Here is an 18977-nt window from a genome sequence, read left to right as displayed (position 1 = left end):
TACTCCCGTTCCCGCACGTTGTAAAGAGGCTTATTGGCTGAGAGAAAAAAATAAAATGACAGGTTCCACAAATGGAATTCACTTACCAAAAATAAAAAAAACAGAGGCTAAAATCGCCTCTGTTTTATTCTGTATCTGTCTTTCTTTTTTTGCGTCTTACGGCAATCCAAATGAACACTGCCGCAATCACCATAATGAGTGCCAGCACACCAATATACATCCATTTCTGGCTATGATCCTGTGTTGGTTGTTCTGCATCGGAACTGTTTGTTTCCGATTTGAGCTGCTGGTGGTTTGTAAACACCTGCTGGCTGTTTGTTTCATTAAGGACGGTTGCCGACTCATCGTTGCTGTTCAGATAACTGATGATCTCTTTTGTGACAGCCGTGCCATCTCCTTTTGACGGTGCAAAGACAGCCATTGTATAGCGTGAATCCCAAACCGATGCTTGGGTAAATACCACTTGTTTTGTTGTCTCATTCAGCATCTCGAAACCAGATACATCAAATGAGCCGTTCTTTTCCTGCGGTACAAGCAGATCTGATGATTTCTCCTTCAGAAGAGAAAATTGATTGATCCCCCCTATGAAAATGAGGTTTCGTCCTTTCGCATCATTTGCTGTAACGTCAGATGATTTCTTTACCGTATATGAATGCTGTGCTTCGCTGCCAAAGGATTCCGTCACGAGAGAAAGCTCCTCAAGCTTCGATTGGCTTACGGTGTCAGGAAGCACGATTAACGTTGTTTGATCCTGGTTTCCGGCGTAAGGAAGCGGCCACTCTTGAAAATCCGCTGACGGAGACATGCCTTTGATGGCGTATGATAATGTACTGTTTTTATCGATAAAAACCCACTTTTCTTCATCAGTCGTATTACAAGGGTTGTTTTCCTTTAAACCGGTCGTGACAAACTGAATATCAATGTAGCGGTTTTTTTGCAGCAGCTTAGGGTCCACTTTCACTGTGACATGATAGAATCCGTTTTTATCTTCTTTTCCTAATTCATCAAGCCGGACCGAGTGCGGCTGGCCATTGATCATCACTTTCAGTTCTGCAGCCTGAGAGGCAGACTCGTTTTCAGTCGCTGAGGCTTGAATCGTTTCAGACTTTTTCAGTTTAAGCGACAGCTTCGCCGATTGGTTTTCATCTAAAACAGCCGAAGCCGGATAAAAATAATGTGCTGAAGATGTTTTGTCGGCTCCAATTGTGATATCACCCGCTCCAAAATTCTCAAGGGTCAGCTTATCGCTTTCTTTTTTTTCAGTCTGCTGAAGCTTGCTGATTGAAAGTGTATCGCCGCTGAGCTGGCCTGTATATGTCTGATCTGTCATCACGCTGATTTTTTTAGTGAGCGCGTCCTCGGACGCCGCTTGCGCAAACAGAACCGGCTGCTGTTTGCCCTCTGCTTTCAGCACCCGCTCCGCAAGCAGAAGGTTTTCTCCTTTTGCCTGTAGCCCAGCTTGTTTCAACAGTTTTTTCACTTTGCCGTTCCAATGCTTGTCCACGCCGATAACAATCGTCGGCTTATCGATTTTTTTCAGTTCAGATTCCGTGACATACGCAATACTGACACTGCTGTCCACCGTTTTCAAATAGCCTTCTGTTTTAACAGCAGCTTCTATTTCTGCTGAACTTGGGTTATCCGGAATGACGATAGCTGTTTCTTCCGCTGTATTTCCAGATTGGGCGAAAGGATACGGATAATGGTCCAGCGACGTTCCCTTCGCTTCACTGCTGTCAGCAAGTGTCAGCCGGCTGTCCGGATAAATTTTGATCCAGTTGCCTGATGTATCCTGTCTGACGCACACGCCCTCTTTCATTACGCCGTAGAATTTCAGCGATACGTTGTGATAGCCTTGCGCAGACTGGCTTTTATTCAGATTCAGCTTCACTGTTTTCCGTTTGGAATCACCATCAAGCTTTAACGTCTTGACCGGTTCATCATCAATGACAGCCGTTAACGATGATGGAGAAATTAAAAGATTTGATGCCTCGTATTCGATTACCAATTGCTGATTGCCCGAAGAGGCGCCTGCCGGGATCTGGTACGTCAGCTCTGCGCTGTCTTTTGATCCATACAGTGTAATCAACTCGCTTGTCAGCACCTGCTGTTTGGCTTGTTCTTGGCTGCTTTTCCCGAGGAGCGAACCGCTGACCTGTACGTCTTTGGCAAGAGCCGTTTGTCCAGTCATCGCCAGCAGCATGAAGCTTGTGAGAAAAATCATTATTTGTTTCAAAAAGGTCACCCGCTTTTATGTTGATTGTATCGTTCTGTCTTGTACCATTTGACCTCTTGCTTGAATAAACGGTGCTTGATTTCTACGAATAAAGAGTAGATAACAAGCACAATCCATGCCTGCGAGTATGTGAAGTACATGAGAAATACGATAAAAAAGTTTTGCTTGTTCATTTCTGTTTTTTCAATGCTCAACGTAATCATGACCTCTGTCATAAATAAGAAAAACGCCAAAATCCAGAGAATCATTGCCAAAAATCCAACAGACAAATGCAAATCATAAAACAAATTCACTACAAAAATCGCATTTGACATGATCACGCCAAAGAAAAACAGGAAGTACGTAAAGAAAAAATAAAACAAATCAAAGATAATCCGTTTTCGTTTCAGCTTAAAAAACTGCGCCAAAAAATTTGAGCACGACATATTGATTGCCGCGCGCCCATCGGGTGCGCTGGCGCCACCATACCTTCCATGTTTCCGGTTCCTGCTCCCACGTGATGGCGGCAGGGAAAAAGCGGATGTGATAGCCGAGATTATATACCCGGATGGTCAGCTCAGTATCCTCAGCGAGCGCTTTGTCATCCCAGCCTCCGAGCTTTTCGATAATGCTTCTGCGGATCGCGAAGTTGGTGCCTGGGATCGTGGCGATTTTGAACCACTTCCATCTGCCTCCCTGGGCCATCCACTGAAAACAGATCGTTTCGATATTAATAAACCTCGTCAGCAGCGTCTTTGCCGCATTGATGACACGGAATTTCCCTACCACGGCGCCTGCCTTTTCGTCATTCATCAGGCCGAGCACAAGGTAATACACAGCCATTTTCTCAGGCGTGTTGTCGGCGTCATACACACAGATCACATCGCCGTTCGATTCGGCAAAACCCGAGTTAAGTGCAGAGGATTTTCCTTTTCCTGCATTTGGCGGCTTCGTAATCACCATTTTGATGAAATCGTATTTCTCGGAAAATTCATTGACGATATCACCCGTCCGGTCTGATGAATTATCATTAACGACGATAATCTCCAGCCGGTCCTTCGGATAATAAAGGTTGACCATGGCCTTCAGCGTCTGCCGAATCACAACCTCTTCGTTATGCGCCGGGATGAGGACGCTGACCTTCGGCAGTTCCTTCATATTTTCTCTCCACTTCGGGATATTCCGTTCGAAGGTCATATAGTGGCGAAACCCGCCCTGCATGAGGAACATGTGGTAGAGAAGCATAACCCATATTAAACTTAGCGAGATAAAGAACAGCGTATTACCCAAGGCTTCTTCTCTCCTTAAAAATTCGTTTTTTCAATGTGGCTCTCAAGTAAAACGTATAACTGACAAACATGATGACAAATAGGAGCACAACAGCGGAGAGAATCCATAACGCCTTTTCCAGAGGGGTTTGCCGGTGATGATCGAAAAACTCGTCAATCGCGCTTACGCCGTTTTTCACCTGAATCGTTCCGTCACCGCTTGTATGAATTTCCACTTTGTCTGTTTTGACGGTTTGTTTCGTTTTCTTTAAATCAAGCCATTCACTGTCTGGAATGCGTTCCATCTGATCAACCAGCTCCGGCAGATATTTCATCCCGAGGTACGGGTGATAAAATCCTCCGGCTACTCCGCCTTCAAAATCAATCATCTGGGAGATGTGCTCCTCCATCTCACCGAGCGGGTTTTGCTTCGATGTGTCGACAAAGCCGATCGTTTCCGGATAAAGCGTCATTCCGTGCAACATCGAAGGAGCAGTCACAAAAGGAGGTGCACCGGATGTTTTCCATGTTGTGCTGCTGAGCTGGACCTGGCCGAAAATGCTTGTAAAATACTGCGAGGCGATTTGATAGCCATAATCGGACATCGTGTAATGCGGCGCTTCAAACGCCAGCGGGTAAAGACCCGATGATGTCAAATCCTCAATGGCACGCGTCAGTTTTTGTTTTGTATACGTTTCTTCCTTTTCCCGAAATGGTTCGAGATAGCTGTGATAGGCTTGTTCGTTCGGGAAGTCCTGTTCTTTCTCCAAAATGGACGGGGGGTCTTCGGCATTTCCGGATGTAATCGGCTGATCCGCCTTTGCATCCCAAAATTCAAAGCCCTCTCCTGTTTCACTGTAGCGATAAGCGTGAGTATAGCCGTGAACAATGATACTGCCGCCCATGCTTTGCAGCTTCTTCAGCACCTTGACCATCTTCGGTTGATCAGACAAATACACTTTGTCGCCTGTTTCCGGATTCAAGTAAACCGGAATGACCGCCAGGATAAAAGGAATATGCCGCTTATGCAGGTATGTACCGGCTTGAAGCAGCAATTTTTCATCAGACATCGGGCTGATATCCTCGAGACGCAAATACAATAACGTCGTCCCCGCCTTCTCTCCGAAAGCTTCTCTGAGCTGTTTCGCCACGATCAAATTGTTATTTAACAAATTTGTTAATCCAATGTACACATTCCCTTTTTTTGTTTTCCATATAAAAGAATGCGTTGTGCCGTCATCGGCTTTGAAGGTGTAAAGCGCCGTTCCTTTCAGGCCTGATACACTCAGCACGTTAAGCCCGCTTTCCAGAGACACATCGGCCTTTTCCGACCTGCTGTGAACCTGAAACACATTTTCTTTGCGGGCTAATGAAAGCCCGGAAAATTGGCTGATTTGACCTGCGTTATAGCCAATGGCGACAACCGGTTTTTTTACGCCGCTGATAAGAGACAGCAGTTTTTTGCTGAGCTTTCTTTTCGTTTGGCCGTAATAAATCACATGGTCTTTCCCTTTGAAATCCGACGCTTCAACGTCTGAATCTTTTTTGACTGTCACATGGGATGTAAAGTGGCCCGCAAGCAAATCGAGCATTTTGACTTGTGACGACTCTTTGCCGTCCAAGGTTGAGTAGATGATGAGAATACCGGCGTCCTGATCTTTCGCTTGCGCAGAAACGGGAAAAGACGCAATAGCTGAAACTAGAAGCATCATGACGCATAGCAATGTGATTCCTTTATAGTTCATTCATCATCATCTCGTTTTCCAGTTCTTCTAAAAATTGATCAGCTGTTTTGATATCGTTGCGGTAGGGCAAATAGCAAACGTGGAACGTAAGCGACACATACTTTCCATTTTCCAGCTGATATGTATCCAATTGTTTCTTCAGCTTGGTCAGAACGGCTGGCATATGTTCAGCAGGCGTGTGCGTCAGCACGATCCCGATACGCTCGTCAGAGGGACGGAATTTCTTATCCGTTTCCCGAACGCTTGTCCTGATTTGCTGACTGACATATTGGAAGAGGCGGTCGGTTTCTTTTTCACCGTACAAAGACTTAAACTCTTTGAAATAATGCATATGCAGCAGCAAAAAAACAAAAGAATTGCCATAGCGCTCCGCCCGCTTGATTTCTTCTGAAAGCTCCAGCTTCATCCTTTGCTTGTTATCAAAACCAGTCACTCTGTCAACAGCAACATAGCTTTTAATTTCGGATTGAAGCCGTGTTATTGAGCGCCGAAGCTCTGCTGTAATATCGTGGATTCTTCCAGAAATAAAAGAAAACAGCAAAAGCGCGATTCCCCACACAACAAGCATTCGCAGCCCTTCCTCAGCCGGAAAGAGCGATGTCTGTCCAGTCTGGAAAAACATCATTAAGGTGCCGAGAACAAAGAGTACGATTAAGGTCACTGCCAGCGCGTAAATCGGGCCGAACCAGATGCCTGCGGCGATGACGCCAAATGTGATGCAAAGGATCAGAGCACCTTCTGATTGCTGGGCTGACACATAATAAATAAACAAAGACAGGGCCGCGATGAGCCCTGAAAAATAAGCAAATAATTTTTGTGATTCACTGAATGATATTTTCATTAAAAAGCTTCCTTTCGGCTAACAGCGGCAGCAGATTGTCAAATGAATGCGTCTGAGTGCCGCTCATATAGCCTCCATAATACGATTTCACCGGATCATGAATTTCAAAGTCATTCATTCTGTCATATATGGCTTTGATGACAGAACTGTTTTCATGCTGTTTTGTCAAAAACAATACGGCTAAGGCATATACGGATGGAGACTCATATTGGACGGCAGGCTCCTTCGTATCTGCCGAATACCGCCCGTACAGCTTTCCGTTTTTCTGAAATTCCTGCTTGATCCAGTCCGCTAAAACAGATGCTTTTTCATCCCCTTCCGGCAAATGCCAAGCAGCGTAAAGCTGATCAATCAGGTTGATTTCACTATCATATGTGTATCCCTTCGTCTCCGAGCTGTATGTCTTCGGCAGAAAGCCATTTTTTAAAGGAGCTGAATAGAGAACATTGGCATTCCGCTGTTCTGTTTCTTCGTCTATGATTCCATTCTTCTTTAAGACAGCTAAGGCATCAGGCATGACGTATGAAAGCGTCACATCCTTTGAAGCGGCCTGTGAGTCGTAATAGTCTGTAAATAACCCGTTGTTCATATTGTATGTCTTCAAAGACGTGCCGATATCCCTAGCCATTTGCGCGTAGTCGCTGCGGCCCCATTTTGCGGCGGCTTGGTCAAGAGACAGCATAATTCTCATATCATCTATCAGCGCATTCGTCCCGCTCGCTTGGCCATTTTGAATCTTCCACGTCACCAAGTGATTGCTCATCAGAAATGAATCAGTCAGATGCTGATATTGATCCTGGAAATGCGGTGCGTCATTTTTGCTGAGCAGAAACTCCATCCACAGGCCGAGAGATTCCGACAAGTAAGAAGGCTGGTCTGAAAAATCGGTTTTAATCAGCCCTTGGTCATTCATTAAATTGTGATAGATGAAATATTCCGCCGGCTGGAGCGGGCTGGCATTCACTTCTGTCGCCGACTGATTTTGGGTCTTGTTTCCAGCTTCAGCACACCCTGCGGAAAGTCCGATAGATAAGAAGAATAAGATGACAGCAATTAGTACATGCCTCACAGGCAAATCCCCCTTTGTCGCCTGAAGCAAATCAGACGCTCACAAATAGTTATAGACGAAAATATGACTGCCATGTTACAAAGTACATTTACTATAAAAGAAAAAAATGCAGATTGCTAGCTTTTTTTCCCCTTTTTGAACATTAAGAAAACAGGACCTAAGTCCACTAAAAAAACCTGTGCGATAGGCACAGGTTTTTTTATTATTTATCCAAACCGAGTTTTTTCAGCTGTTCTGCCAGCGCGTTGTTAATCGGCTCATCTTTATTTTGTTTTTTCATATAAGAGGATACGTCCCGTTTGGTAGCACGCGCTTTGTCTTTGTTTTTTCGTTTTTCAAATACAGAGAGCTTTTCACGGTGACCGCACACACACGCAAAGGTTTGGCCCTCGCCTTGGCCGCGAAGCTCCATTCTTTTATGACAGTTCGGGCAGCGTGCGTTTGTTTTTCGGGCAATCGTTTTTCTGCTTCCGCATTCACGATCTTGGCACACGAGCATCGTCCCGCGTTTGCCGTTTACTTTCAGCATCATTTTGCCGCATTCCGGACATGCCGTTCCCGTGATGTTGTCATGTCGGAAGGTTTGGCTGCTGTTTTTGATTTCTTTTACCGTTTGGTGAGCGTAAGCCTTCATATCTTTAATAAAAACAGCCGATTTCAATTTGCCGGCCGCAATCGCAGACAGCTTTTGCTCCCATTCTGCTGTTAAGGCCGGTGATTTCAGATCCTCCGGAACAAGCTGCAGGAGCTGTTTTCCTTTAGATGTGATAAAAATATCTTGGCCTTTTTTCTCGATTAAAAAGCTGTTGAACAGTTTTTCAATAATGTCGGCACGCGTTGCCACCGTGCCGAGGCCGCCTGTTTCTCCAAGCGTTTTGACGAGGCCTTTTTCTTCTCCTTGCATAAATGCGCTTGGGTTTTCCATCGCTGACAGCAAGGTCCCTTCATTAAAGCGGGCAGGCGGCTTCGTTTGGCCGCTTGTTTCCGTTAACGTGCGGACGGCAAGTGTGTCGCCTTTTTGAAGCGCAGGAAGTGTCTGGTCTCTGTCATCCTCCTGCTCATCATCCTCTTCCGCCATATCATAAACGGCTTTCCACCCTTGCGACTGCACGGTTTTGCCTTTCGCCGTAAAGGTTTCTCCGCCGATTTCTGCGATGACCTTTGTTTCCTCATATTCGAATGCAGGCATTAATACAGCAAGGAAACGTTTCGCAATCAGGTCATACAGCTTTCGTTCTTTATCACTCAGACTGCTGAGAACGAGCGGCTCTTCGGTCGGGATAATCGCGTGGTGGTCTGACACCTTCGCGTCATTGACATATCCTTTATGAGATTTAATGCCGCGTTTTTTAATTTGGCTGACATATTGGGCATACGGTTTTACTTCCATGCCTTCCAGACGGTCTTTTAACGTCGGGACGATGTCACTGGATAAAAATCTAGAGTCCGTCCGCGGATATGTGACGAGCTTATGCTGCTCATATAGCTTCTGCAGGACAGAAAGCGTTTCTTTGGCAGAAAAACCGAAGCGCTTGTGGGCGTCACGCTGGAGCTCCGTTAAATCATAAAGCGCAGGCGCAAAGCTTTTTTTCGCTGTTTTTTTCAGCTCAGCTACGACCGCTTGCTTTCCTTCGAGGTTTTTTAGCAAACGGCTTGTTACATCTTGATTGAACGTTCTCGTCTGCTTTGATTTCTTATCCTGCCACGTCAGCGTCATGCCGTCGACTGCAGCACGGATGCCGTAATACGGAACGGGCGTAAACGCCTGAATGTCTGCCTCGCGCTTTGCAATCATGGCAAGCGTCGGAGTCTGCACACGCCCGCATGAGAGCTGGGCATTGAATTTTGTGGTAAGTGCACGGGTGGCGTTGATCCCCACAATCCAATCCGCTTCCGCTCTGGCGACGGCAGAATGGTACAGGTTTTCATATTCTTTGCCGCTGCGCAGCTTTTGAAAACCTTCCTTGATCGCTTTATCCGTCACAGATGAAATCCACAGCCGCTTGATTGGTTTTCGGACATTCGCTTTCTCAATGATCCAGCGCGCAACAAGCTCACCTTCCCGGCCTGCGTCAGTCGCGATGACAATCTGATTGACGTCTTTACGGGTAAGCTGGGATTTGACTGCATTGAACTGCTTTCCGGTTTTTTTTATCACCACAAGCTTTAAGGGTTCTGGGATAATCGGCAGATCCTCTAGGCGCCATGATTGAAATTCTTTTCCGTAGCCTTCTGGATCAGCAAGCGTCACCAAATGGCCTAAAGCCCAGGTCACAATATATTGATCGCCTTCGAGATAACCGTTTCCTTTTTTATGGCACTTCAGCACCCGGGCTAAATCCCGGCCGACTGAAGGTTTTTCAGCTAATACAACTGTTTTTGACATGCTTGATCACTTCTCTTTCTTTCGCGCTCATCCTGTTATTATAACAGACTTCACGCGGCACTCTCTAACCGCGCCCGTTTTTCGTGTCAATTTCTGAGAAAATGACGTGAGTGACGGTTTGCGCGTAGGGCGATGTTTTGTTAATGAAATCTTCTACCGCTTCGAGGCTTTCGGCATTGATTTTCAGCATATAGCAGGCTGCACCTGCAATCCGGTAGCAAAATTCAATATTCGGCAATGTTTGAATATAGCTTTTGAACCGCTCGTAATCCGCGTTTTTAACGGTTGCTTCCACAATACAGGAAACGGGAAGCCCAAGTTTTTTCTGGTCGACCTCCAGCGTGTATTGCTTGATGATGCCAAACGATTCAAGCTGTCTTACCCGTTCTGTTACAGATGGAGGCGACAGCTTAATTTTTCTGCCTAATTCCCTCATCGACAAACGGCTGTCCTTCTTCAGCTCCTCAATGATATTCAGATCAATCTGGTCAAGTTTCATTTCAACATCCTTCTTTTTTGATTTTGTACACATTATCTCGGGTATTTTTGTAAATGACAAGTACAGTTCCCTAGAAAAGGCATGTAAAAATGAATGTTTTCCGAACATTTTTTGAAAGCTGTCATATGCCCCTCCGGATTGTTTATAGTATAAAATGAAAACGTGTCCACAAGGAGGGCGATTTATGCTGCACACGCCGATTGGAAGACTTCGCACGATGGGTTTTATTGAAGGAATGTCACTCTTAATCCTGTTGTTCATCGCTATGCCGCTTAAATATTGGGCAGGCCTTCCGCTTGCGGTGACAATTGTCGGTTCGGTTCACGGCGGGTTGTTCATTTTGTATTTGCTTGTCTTGGCTTATGCAACCTTCTCTGTCAAATGGCCGCTGAAATGGTCAGCTGCCGGCTTCATCGCCGCTTTCGTCCCATTCGGAAATTTTTTGTACGACCGCGGATTAAGGAAATATAAATAAGGGAACGCAAAAAAGGCTGGATTTTTATGATCCAGCCTTTTTTATTAAAACCACTTTGTCAGCCACGCGATATAGTAGGCCCCCGGAATAAACATGAGTTGGGCGAGGAGTGTGCCCGCCACCCGTGATGTGACCATTGTGATAGAGGTCCACTTTAAATACGTATAGCTTCTTTTTCCTTTTGCCACGTCATCGGCGAGAACAGATACCTTAGGATCAACAAAAATGGCCAGCAGCATCGTCGCAATTCCGTTGATCAAACCCGAAGCCATGACGGCTGTCGTACTGCGCTCGGGTGCCAGAAGGCCTGCGTATAAAGCCGAAAGCACGCCAATCGTATAAATCGATGTAATCAGCATGTTGATGACAAACAAACGCTTCGGAATCAAGCGCATATGAAATCCTTTTACATATGAAATAGACGGCAGACGCAAATAAGAAATGGCATTTTTGAATCCTTGTTTCGAGAATCCCTTTCGGAAAACTTGAAAAACGGAGCCTCCGCCGCCCGCCAAGTGAATAATCGCCCGTGAAAAAAGAGCGACAAAAGACGGGAGCAGGATAATACCCAAAATGGTGCCGACTGTCGATCCGAAAATTAAAAAGCGGAACTGCTCCCCTACAATCGCCAGTGCGTTTTTTCCAGCATCATCAATTAAATGCCCGGTAAAGGGCTGCTGCACCATATTCGACATTCTGGATACGATGACCATGACATTAAACAGAGAAAGCGCGGACGCAATAAATCCAACGCGGGCTCCGGAAAGCCTTGTCGCATAGGCTAAGGTTTCTATCGAGTGAATCAGCAATAAAAAACAAAAAATAAAAAGTACTTGTGTTGTAATGACATGCACGTTATTCTTCCTCCAATTTCATCCTAGAGATAAGACTGGAAAGAAGACAAGGAGGTTTCAGTACGATGTGTTTTTTGCAATAAAAAAACCGTCCGGCGTACGCCGGGCGGTTTGTCTTATTCTTTTCTATACGCAAATAAAGATTATATCATCCGCCAAGTCAGGCGGGTTAGATTCATAAAGCATTGTTCCGAAGAATCATTCTGGAAAGTAAACACCATGGAAATTTCTTGAACACAAGACAACGAAAGCCCTACCTCTCAATCGTCACTGCGGCTCCGAAGCCGCGCCGGTGTGAATTGTAAAACAAAAAAGTCTTTTTTCCATCTCATCGTTAGGGGCGATTTGTTATGAAGGAAAAGAATAAGGGCAGCTGGTTATGCTGCTTGGGAAGCGGTAAGCTTCTCTCTCAAAACAGAAAAAAGAAGTTTACTTTCTTTTTTATTTGCTTATTTTTCTTACTATCTATTCATAATAACATATCGCCCCTGAAAACACAAATTTTTTATAGTTTGAGTGAGACCGGTGTTTTCTCCCCGGCATTCATTAATCTGATATCCTCCGGTTCAATTTCAAGAATCACCAGATTCGGATCATCCTTGCCGTCAAACCAGCGCTCTAATTTGGAACTCCATATTTTGTCCTTGAGTTCTGCCGAATTGTTGATTTTGGCTTTTCCGGCAACTTCGACATATGCGTCGCCAAAACCTTCACAATCATAGCCTAATAAAATGTGGACATTGGGGTTGTTCTCAATTTCTTCTGCTTTATGAGTTTCCTTGCTTGTCGGTGTGTAAATCGTCAGCCCGTCATGGAAAAAAGTCATGTAGCGGGAATGCGGTTTGCCCTTTTGAACTGTTGCGAGCGAACCTACTTTATGGTGATCTAGAACATCAAGCACTTTTTGTTTAATGTCTTGCTGATTCATCTCGAATCACTCCTTTTTAACGTCTCCGCTGTTACTTTTCCACATCCGGGGAAGATTTAAACAAGAAAGTGTGCTCTTTATTTTTCGCCTTCCCATTCACGCTTTAACAGACTGTAGTAGACGAGGTCGTGATGCATGCCGTTTACGTATAAGCCGTCCCGTGCCCTGCCTTCCTCTAGAAACCCGAGCCGCTCCGGAACCGCTCTGCTTTTTTCGTTTCCGACAGCCGCACAGATCGCCACACGATTCAGCTCAAGCTCTTCAAAAGCATACGTAATGAGTTTTCGGCAGGCAGCTGTAATAATGCCTTTCCCTTCAAATTCTTTGGCAATCCAATATCCGATTTCCGCCTTACGATTCACTTGATCAAGGTTATGCAGGCTGATCATGCCGCATAGGCTGCCGTCATAAAGGAGACCCGCCTCAATGCCGTTCAGGTCGGCATACTGGCGCCGCCAATCTGGAATGATTGTTTCTCGGTACGTGTCAGCGCTGCTTGGATTTTCCGCAAAAAACAGCCACTTGCCAAGCCGCTGCTGATTTTGGATAATGAGTTCGGCCAGCCGCTCCGCATCCTTCGGCTCCAATAATCGGATGGTGATGTGCTCATTTACCTTGCAGGTGAACATTGCCTCGCCCTCTTTCCTTTTTTACCCATTATAGCGATGATTTCGTTTTTTTCAATACAAAAAAGGATGGGCTGTTAAGCCCATCCTTATATTCTTGGATCGGTAAAGATATCATGTTTATCCGTACTCGTCGATGACATTTCCGTCACGACGGCACCTTCTTCTCCGGCCTGGAACCAATGCTTTGTGTTTGGTGGAATCGTGTATTGCCCGCCCGGTTCTAGCTCAATTTCGTGCCAGACCGTATAGTGTTCTCTGTCTTCCTGAGGAGGGAGAACTTTTGGAAGCGGCGTTTTTTCTCCTTCTACGTAAAGATACACTTTTCCGTAGCGGCAGCGGAAGGTCTCCTGCTTACCTTCCTGGCCGTCGACCGGCGGATGGCGGTGTTCCGGGCAAGTCTGTCCCGGAAACAGCACCAATTCCTTTGAACAATAACGGTCTGTATTGACGTAGACGAAGAGCTGGAGCCCGACTTTTCTTTCTTTTCCTAAGCCGTAATCCATCAACTGGATTTGGTCTACTTCCTCGTCCGTTAATACAATCCCTGCTTTTTGATAGTAGCTGTTCACTTCTTCTTTCGTGATGCCCATATGTCTCACTCCCTCTTATGTCGTCACAAAGTTTCCGCCGTTGACATGCAGGGTCTGTCCTGTCATGTAAGAGGACTCATCTGATGCCAGGAGCACATAACAGCCGACGTGCTCAACAGGCTGTCCAGGACGGCCCATCGGCGTATCTTGCCCAAATTGAGCAACTGTTTCTTCAGGGAACGTAGCTGGGATTAGTGGCGTCCAGATTGGACCCGGCGCGACTGCATTTACACGGATGCCATCTTTAACAAGCGCCTGCGCCATTGTTCTTGTAAAGGCGTTGATCGCCCCTTTTGTCGCTGTATAATCAATCAGTGTCGGGTTCCCTACGTACGGGTTGATGGATGTCGTATTGATGATGGCGCTGCCCGGTTTCAGGTAATCAATTGCTTTTTTAGTCAAATAAAATTGAGAATAAAAGTTTGTTTTGAATGTGCGGTGAAGCTGTTCGCTCGTAATCTCTTTGATGCTTTCCTTCGGATGCTGTTCACCTGCATTGTTGACAAGGATATCAAGGCCGCCTAGTTCCTTGACCGTTTTTTCAACCGCTTCATTGCAGAATTCCTCTTCACCTACGTCACCAGCAATCAGCAGGCATTTTACGCCTTCTTGTTCAACACGTTTCTTCGTCTTCTCAGCGTCTTCATGCTCATCCTTATACACAATGGCGATGTCTGCACCTTCCTTTGCGTAAGCGACGGAAACCGCGCGTCCGATCCCGCTGTCGCCGCCTGTAATAAGAGCTACTTTTCCTTTTAATTTGTCTGCTCCTTTATAATCCTCGTACTCATACACCGGACTTGGATTCATTTCGCTTTCAATTCCCGGCTGGCGACTTTGAGTTTGTGCCGGCAGTTCTTTTGGATAATTTGCCATGATGATTCTCCTCCTTTGTTTTCATGTCTATTTGTTGTGTACCTCACACACTCTTTGGATAAACATGGCTTGGCACCTTCGCATTGCTTTATCAGAAAAATGTTTCACATGGAACGCTGAGAGGAAATTAACTCAAAAAGGGGGTTGGTTGCTGAATGATTAACATGCTTTCTAGAAGATTCAGCAGGCCAAAGGGCGTCATCGGCATGATTGCCGGGTACATCATGGCTGCTGAAAATCAAACACTGAATCAGTGGACAATCAATCAGCTGGGTATCACGCGCGGGGACAGCATTTTAGAAGTCGGGTTTGGCCCGGGATACTGCATGCAGCAGATGCTGAAACGCGAGAAGGATGTTCATCTTCATGGGATTGATGTGTCAGAGGCCATGCTGAAGCTGGCCGCCCGCAGAGTGAAACCAAAGGGCGTACGCCTGATACAAGGAAGCATCGAGACATTTCCTCTCCCCGCCTTGTTTTATGATAAAGTGATTTCCGTTAACAACTACACCATTTGGAATGACCAACCAAAAGGCATGAAACAGATTTATCGGGCATTAAAGCCAGGCGGCAAAGCAGCCATTACGATGCAGCCGCGGGAAGCGGATGCCAGTCCTGAGAAAACCAAATCATTTGGAAGACAGATGATTGCTGACTTTAAAGCAGCCGGCTTCGAAGACATTGATATACAATTTAAAAACATTAAGCCTGAGCTTTCCGTCTGTGCAACTGCAAAGAAGCCCGCCACATAAAGTGGACGGGCTTCTTCTTTTATGAATGTACAGCCTGATTGCGCAGGACGTCTTTTTTCACCTTGCCAAGGTTGTTTTTCGGCAGTTCGTTAACAAATTCAACTTCAGGTATTTTGTAAGCGGACAGGCGTTCTTTACAAAATGCGATGACATCCTCTTCCGTGATGCGCTGGCCGCCATTTTTCACGATAAAAGCTTTCGGTTTTTCACCGTAAAGCGGGTCAGGAATACCGACCACAGCCGTTTCAAGGATTCCCGGGATCTGCTGGATAACTTCTTCAACCTGATCAGGATAGACGTTATCGCCTCCGTAAATAATGACATCCTTGTAGCGTCCCGTGATGAAAATAAAGCCATCTTCATCCACATATCCTGAATCTCCAGTTTTAAACCATCCATTTTGCAGCACTTTCGCTGTTGCTTCAGGATTGTCTTCATAGCCTTTAAATAAGAATGGAGTATGAACAACGATTTCGCCGATTTCTCCTTGAGGAAGTTCTTCTCCGGTCAGAGGATCTTCCACTTTGACTTTAACACCTGCCACAGGTTTTCCTGCAGATGCCGCTTTATCCATTCCCATATCAGGCGTCCATGTGCTGATGCCCCAAGCCTCAGTGCTTCCATAGCCATGCGCGAGCGGAATGCCAATATCAAGATAGCGGCGGATTAGGCTGCTCGGCACTTTTGTTCCGCCTGTCATTAAAATAACAAGTGAAGATAAGTCAGTTTGGTGCGTTTCCCACGCCTCAAGCAAATACGTGTAAAACACAGGAAGAGCCATCACGGTCTGAATTTTCTCTTCTTCAATGACCTTCAGCATGTGAACAGGATCTTGATCCTTTGTAAACACAAAGGTTGTTTCTGCAAACGTTCCAAGCATGATGCAAATGAGCGCACTCGTATGATAAATCGGATGGCACGCGAGAAAACGAAGGCCCTTCATACGTGCTATTGAGCTGTTGGATTTTTTAACGTATCTGTATATGCCGCCATGTGTAATCATGCATCTTTTCGGGTTTCCCGTTGTTCCAGATGTAAACATCAGAAGTGCTGTATCATCAGGTGAAACCATTTCCGTCTCTGGCAAATGATCAGGACCTGCAAACAGCGCTTCAAATTCAGCAGATGTTTCGTAAGCTGTTCCTGTTTCCATTGTTACACACAGTGAGGACAATTCAGGAAGAACTTCATCCAGTATCTCTTTAAACTCCGCTCCGTAAAACATCGCTTTCGGTTCACTTGCTTTTAAAATACCTGTCATTTCATATGGTTTCAGCTGCCAGCTGACAGGTACGACAACAGCACCTATTTCAAGTGCGGCGAACATAACAGTTGAGGCGGGATGGCCGTTTTTGCAAAGCAATGCAACACGGTCGCCCTTTTGAATTCCTTTTTGAAGCATGGCATTCGCCAGCTGATTAATCCGTTTACGGTAACCTTTATATGTCAGTGTATGGTCTCCGCTTTTTACAGCCTCTATTTCTTCGCTATTCGGCATGTCATGCAGAATCAGATGCTGTAATGTTTCCATATCGTCATCTCCTATATTCTCTTGAATCTTCAATAATTTGTTAGATTTTCTTCCTTACCTCACCCATTTTAACCCAAAAAAGATAACTTGTAAAACTATTTCATTTTGGAATTATTCCAATACTGAATGATAAAATAGTCCCACATTTTCTTATTTTGTTCCCCATCCACAGAAAAACACACGCCAAATTTTTGACGTGTGCCATGCAGGTTTACAGTATGTTTTTTTCTTTCATCCATGTGAAAAATATGCGGTTTAACCGCTGATACAATTCTTGTTCTCCTTCTTCCTGAAACCCCGCCATGCTTTCTCCGCTCTCGATAATTGCCGAGCTGATCGCGCTTAAAATCTCCGAGCCTTCAGCAGATAATGAGCTAGGCGCCATCATGACGAGAATGCGTGTCATCCTGAGGGTATTTCCGTCCATGCCATCCACTTCATAGGAGGTGCTGAGATCAAACATTTTGAAAAAAGGCAGGACGATTTCATCATTTTTGAGATGATAAAGCGCCATGTTTGTTCCGGGGATTCCCAATCCCCCTTGTTTCTCCCGCTCAGCCAGGCAAACCGCGGCTTTTTCCGGATCACGGATCAGGCCATCCTTCTTCAGCTGTTGAAAAAGCTCTAGCAGAAGCATGCTATGGTCCGGGTTTGTTTTGAGTTGAGCTAGCGTAAAATGGCGCAGAACATCTTGGATAACTTCCATATACCGCCCTATGCTTTCCGCCGCCTCTAGCATGTCAGGTACATCAGCTTGCTGCGCCTCTTCCTTCGGGCTTCTTTTTTTGTTAAGAATAAGGGGAATCTTCCGCTTGATATACTGCTTGACCTGGTTTGCGTCTTCCTCATTTAATAGCGGGCTGACCATGATGTAATCAATGTTTTCATAAGGAATCGGTACAGTGGACACAATCATATCATAGGCTTGAACATCCTTCCCCTTTAGCTCGATCAGGGATGACATATCAAACGATTCAATTTCCGGCAGCTCTTTTTTCAGTCTGGAGGCAAGCATTTTCGAGGAGCCGATCCCGCTTGAGCAGACGACAAGCGCTTTCACTTTTGCTTCTTCTTTTTTGATTTCAAGAGCCGAGCCAAAGTGAAGAACGATAAAAGCGATTTCATCATCAGAAAAGGACATGCCCGGAAAATACTTTTCGACGCCTTCTTCGATCGCCATATAAAGCAGAAAATAATCGCGCTTGATCTGTTCCTTCATCGGATTGTATATCTCAATATTTTCTTTTATGCGGCTGACGGCCGGCTCCAAATGGGCAATCAAGCCTTCATATAAAGAGTAGTTTTTCGTCAGATCCATTCTGATTTTGTCTGAAATAAAAGCAATGAGCCGCTTTGTTTGCAGGGCTGTTTCCAGCTCAATTTCCTGCGCTTTGTATTCTGTTTTGTATTTTCGATTGGCGCTTCGAAGATGGATTGTAATATAGCCGACCTCCGCCTCTGGAATCGTCACGCCGAAGGCACGTTCAAGCTCGCCCGCGATTTCAAGAGCCGAGCTGTATTCCTTCGCATTCTTCAGTTCCTCAAGCTCATTTTGCTCCATGGTGATGGTTTCCCCAAGCTTAATTCGTTCAATCGCATACGTCAGATGGACGACGAGCGCTATATAGGAGCTGTCGGACAATGAAAAAGCGATTTTTTCTTTGAGCTGAAATAAGATGCGCTCCATTTTTAGCAGCTCACCTTTGCTGACAACCCCGAACATTTTCTCTGAAGAATCGGTTTTTCCTTTGATGTTTAATTCAACCGCTTCCAAAAACATTTGGATGTCGAGACGGTTCACAATCAAGTTGCCGACAATTTTCCGTTTCGCATTCTCCGGCCCTATGAGCTGGATGCCAAAACCTCTTTTGCGGATCAGTGTCAGTCCGAAGGGAGAAATCCACTTCTCGAGCTCATCTAAGTCATAGCTGACCGTGGCATTCGTCACCTGGAGATCATGAGCAAGCGTGTACAGTTTGACGGGCTCCTGAGACTCTAATAACGAACAAAGAATGAGCAGTTTCCGTTCGTCGGCGCTGTATTCATGCTGTTCATATGATAAATCAGTAAGCAGCTTTTGTTTATCCTCGGGACTTCCCACTGCTTTCAACCCTTTACCGGGCTGTTTATCTAACGTAAGCCCCACGGTTTCCATCAGCGGTTTAATTGATTTGAGTTCCCTGTGAATGGTTCTCGTGCTGACTTGCATCAGCTCAGCAAGCTCAGTTACGGTTATATATCTGTTTTGTAATAATAAGTGCTTTAACAGCTTTTGTTCTCTGGCAGTCATATACATAAAAAAGACCTCCTAGCCAATCT

15 protein-coding genes and 1 pseudogene are annotated in these 18977 nt (G+C 45.4%); 2 read left to right on the top strand and 14 right to left on the bottom strand.

Features of this window, described 5'->3' with window-relative positions:
• Positions 1–124 precede the first annotated feature (124 nt).
• From NSQ16_RS02435 to lrpC, 7 genes and pseudogenes are all read right to left on the bottom strand, one after another.
• Complete coding sequence (locus tag NSQ16_RS02435; RefSeq protein WP_029726553.1) at positions 125–2236, bottom strand: cellulose biosynthesis cyclic di-GMP-binding regulatory protein BcsB; 2112 nt, start codon at positions 2234–2236, stop codon at positions 125–127.
• A 5-nt stretch (positions 2237–2241) separates the two neighbouring features.
• A pseudogene (locus tag NSQ16_RS02430) lies at positions 2242–3505 on the bottom strand (glycosyltransferase family 2 protein).
• On the bottom strand, positions 3498–5207 hold the full coding sequence (locus NSQ16_RS02425; RefSeq protein WP_174223549.1) for a DUF2334 domain-containing protein: 1710 nt from the start codon (positions 5205–5207) through the stop codon (positions 3498–3500). The pseudogene NSQ16_RS02430 and the gene NSQ16_RS02425 overlap by 8 nt, the downstream one beginning before the upstream one ends.
• A gap of 10 nt (positions 5208–5217) precedes the next feature.
• The gene (gene epsK, locus NSQ16_RS02420; protein WP_015252791.1) at positions 5218–6069 is read right to left on the bottom strand and encodes a cyclic-di-GMP receptor EpsK; all 852 of its coding nucleotides are present in this window, start codon (positions 6067–6069) and stop codon (positions 5218–5220) included.
• On the bottom strand, positions 6050–7138 hold the full coding sequence (locus NSQ16_RS02415; protein WP_046664274.1) for a lipoprotein YdaJ: 1089 nt from the start codon (positions 7136–7138) through the stop codon (positions 6050–6052). The genes epsK and NSQ16_RS02415 overlap by 20 nt, the downstream gene beginning before the upstream one ends.
• Positions 7139–7340: 202 nt before the next feature.
• Positions 7341–9524, bottom strand: coding sequence for a DNA topoisomerase III (locus NSQ16_RS02410; protein ID WP_015252793.1), 2184 nt, complete (start codon positions 9522–9524; stop codon positions 7341–7343).
• Positions 9525–9588: 64 nt separating this feature from the next.
• A complete protein-coding gene (gene lrpC, locus NSQ16_RS02405; RefSeq protein WP_003246585.1) occupies positions 9589–10023 on the bottom strand; it encodes a transcriptional regulator LrpC in 435 nt (144 codons plus the stop codon).
• 184 nt (positions 10024–10207) lie between these two features.
• Here lrpC and NSQ16_RS02400 point away from each other — a divergent pair, with 184 nt between their 5' ends.
• Complete coding sequence (locus tag NSQ16_RS02400; protein WP_014475846.1) at positions 10208–10498, top strand: DUF3817 domain-containing protein; 291 nt, start codon at positions 10208–10210, stop codon at positions 10496–10498.
• Between the two features lie 44 nt (positions 10499–10542).
• Here NSQ16_RS02400 and amj read toward each other — a convergent pair whose 3' ends face one another.
• From amj to NSQ16_RS02375, 5 genes are all read right to left on the bottom strand, one after another.
• The gene (gene amj / locus NSQ16_RS02395; protein WP_015252795.1) at positions 10543–11352 is read right to left on the bottom strand and encodes a lipid II flippase Amj; all 810 of its coding nucleotides are present in this window, start codon (positions 11350–11352) and stop codon (positions 10543–10545) included.
• 505 nt (positions 11353–11857) lie between these two features.
• On the bottom strand, positions 11858–12280 hold the full coding sequence (locus NSQ16_RS02390; RefSeq protein ID WP_015252796.1) for a pyridoxamine 5'-phosphate oxidase family protein: 423 nt from the start codon (positions 12278–12280) through the stop codon (positions 11858–11860).
• 77 nt (positions 12281–12357) lie between these two features.
• Positions 12358–12909 carry a GNAT family protein gene (locus NSQ16_RS02385; protein WP_038427389.1) on the bottom strand — a complete coding sequence of 184 codons (552 nt, stop codon included), beginning with the start codon at positions 12907–12909 and terminating at the stop codon, positions 12358–12360.
• Positions 12910–12995: 86 nt separating this feature from the next.
• Positions 12996–13499, bottom strand: coding sequence for a D-lyxose ketol-isomerase (gene lyxE / locus NSQ16_RS02380; RefSeq protein ID WP_003234400.1), 504 nt, complete (start codon positions 13497–13499; stop codon positions 12996–12998).
• Between the two features lie 15 nt (positions 13500–13514).
• On the bottom strand, positions 13515–14375 hold the full coding sequence (locus NSQ16_RS02375; protein WP_015252798.1) for an SDR family oxidoreductase: 861 nt from the start codon (positions 14373–14375) through the stop codon (positions 13515–13517).
• Positions 14376–14530: 155 nt separating this feature from the next.
• Here NSQ16_RS02375 and NSQ16_RS02370 point away from each other — a divergent pair, with 155 nt between their 5' ends.
• The gene (locus NSQ16_RS02370; RefSeq protein ID WP_230488152.1) at positions 14531–15127 is read left to right on the top strand and encodes a class I SAM-dependent methyltransferase; all 597 of its coding nucleotides are present in this window, start codon (positions 14531–14533) and stop codon (positions 15125–15127) included.
• A 19-nt stretch (positions 15128–15146) separates the two neighbouring features.
• Here NSQ16_RS02370 and NSQ16_RS02365 read toward each other — a convergent pair whose 3' ends face one another.
• Positions 15147–16658: a class I adenylate-forming enzyme family protein gene (locus NSQ16_RS02365; protein WP_230488153.1), complete on the bottom strand. Its 1512-nt coding sequence runs from the start codon at positions 16656–16658 to the stop codon at positions 15147–15149.
• 211 nt (positions 16659–16869) lie between these two features.
• Positions 16870–18954, bottom strand: a complete 2085-nt coding sequence (gene mtlR, locus NSQ16_RS02360) for a mannitol operon transcriptional activator MtlR (protein ID WP_080528932.1) — start codon at positions 18952–18954, stop codon at positions 16870–16872.
• Positions 18955–18977: the final 23 nt, after the last annotated feature.

It is taken from the genome of Bacillus sp. PS108, assembly GCF_037963335.1.
GTDB lineage: Bacteria > Bacillota > Bacilli > Bacillales > Bacillaceae > Bacillus > Bacillus subtilis.
The sequence above is the reverse complement of the archived record's forward strand: the minus strand, read 5'-3'. Positions and strand labels throughout refer to the sequence as shown.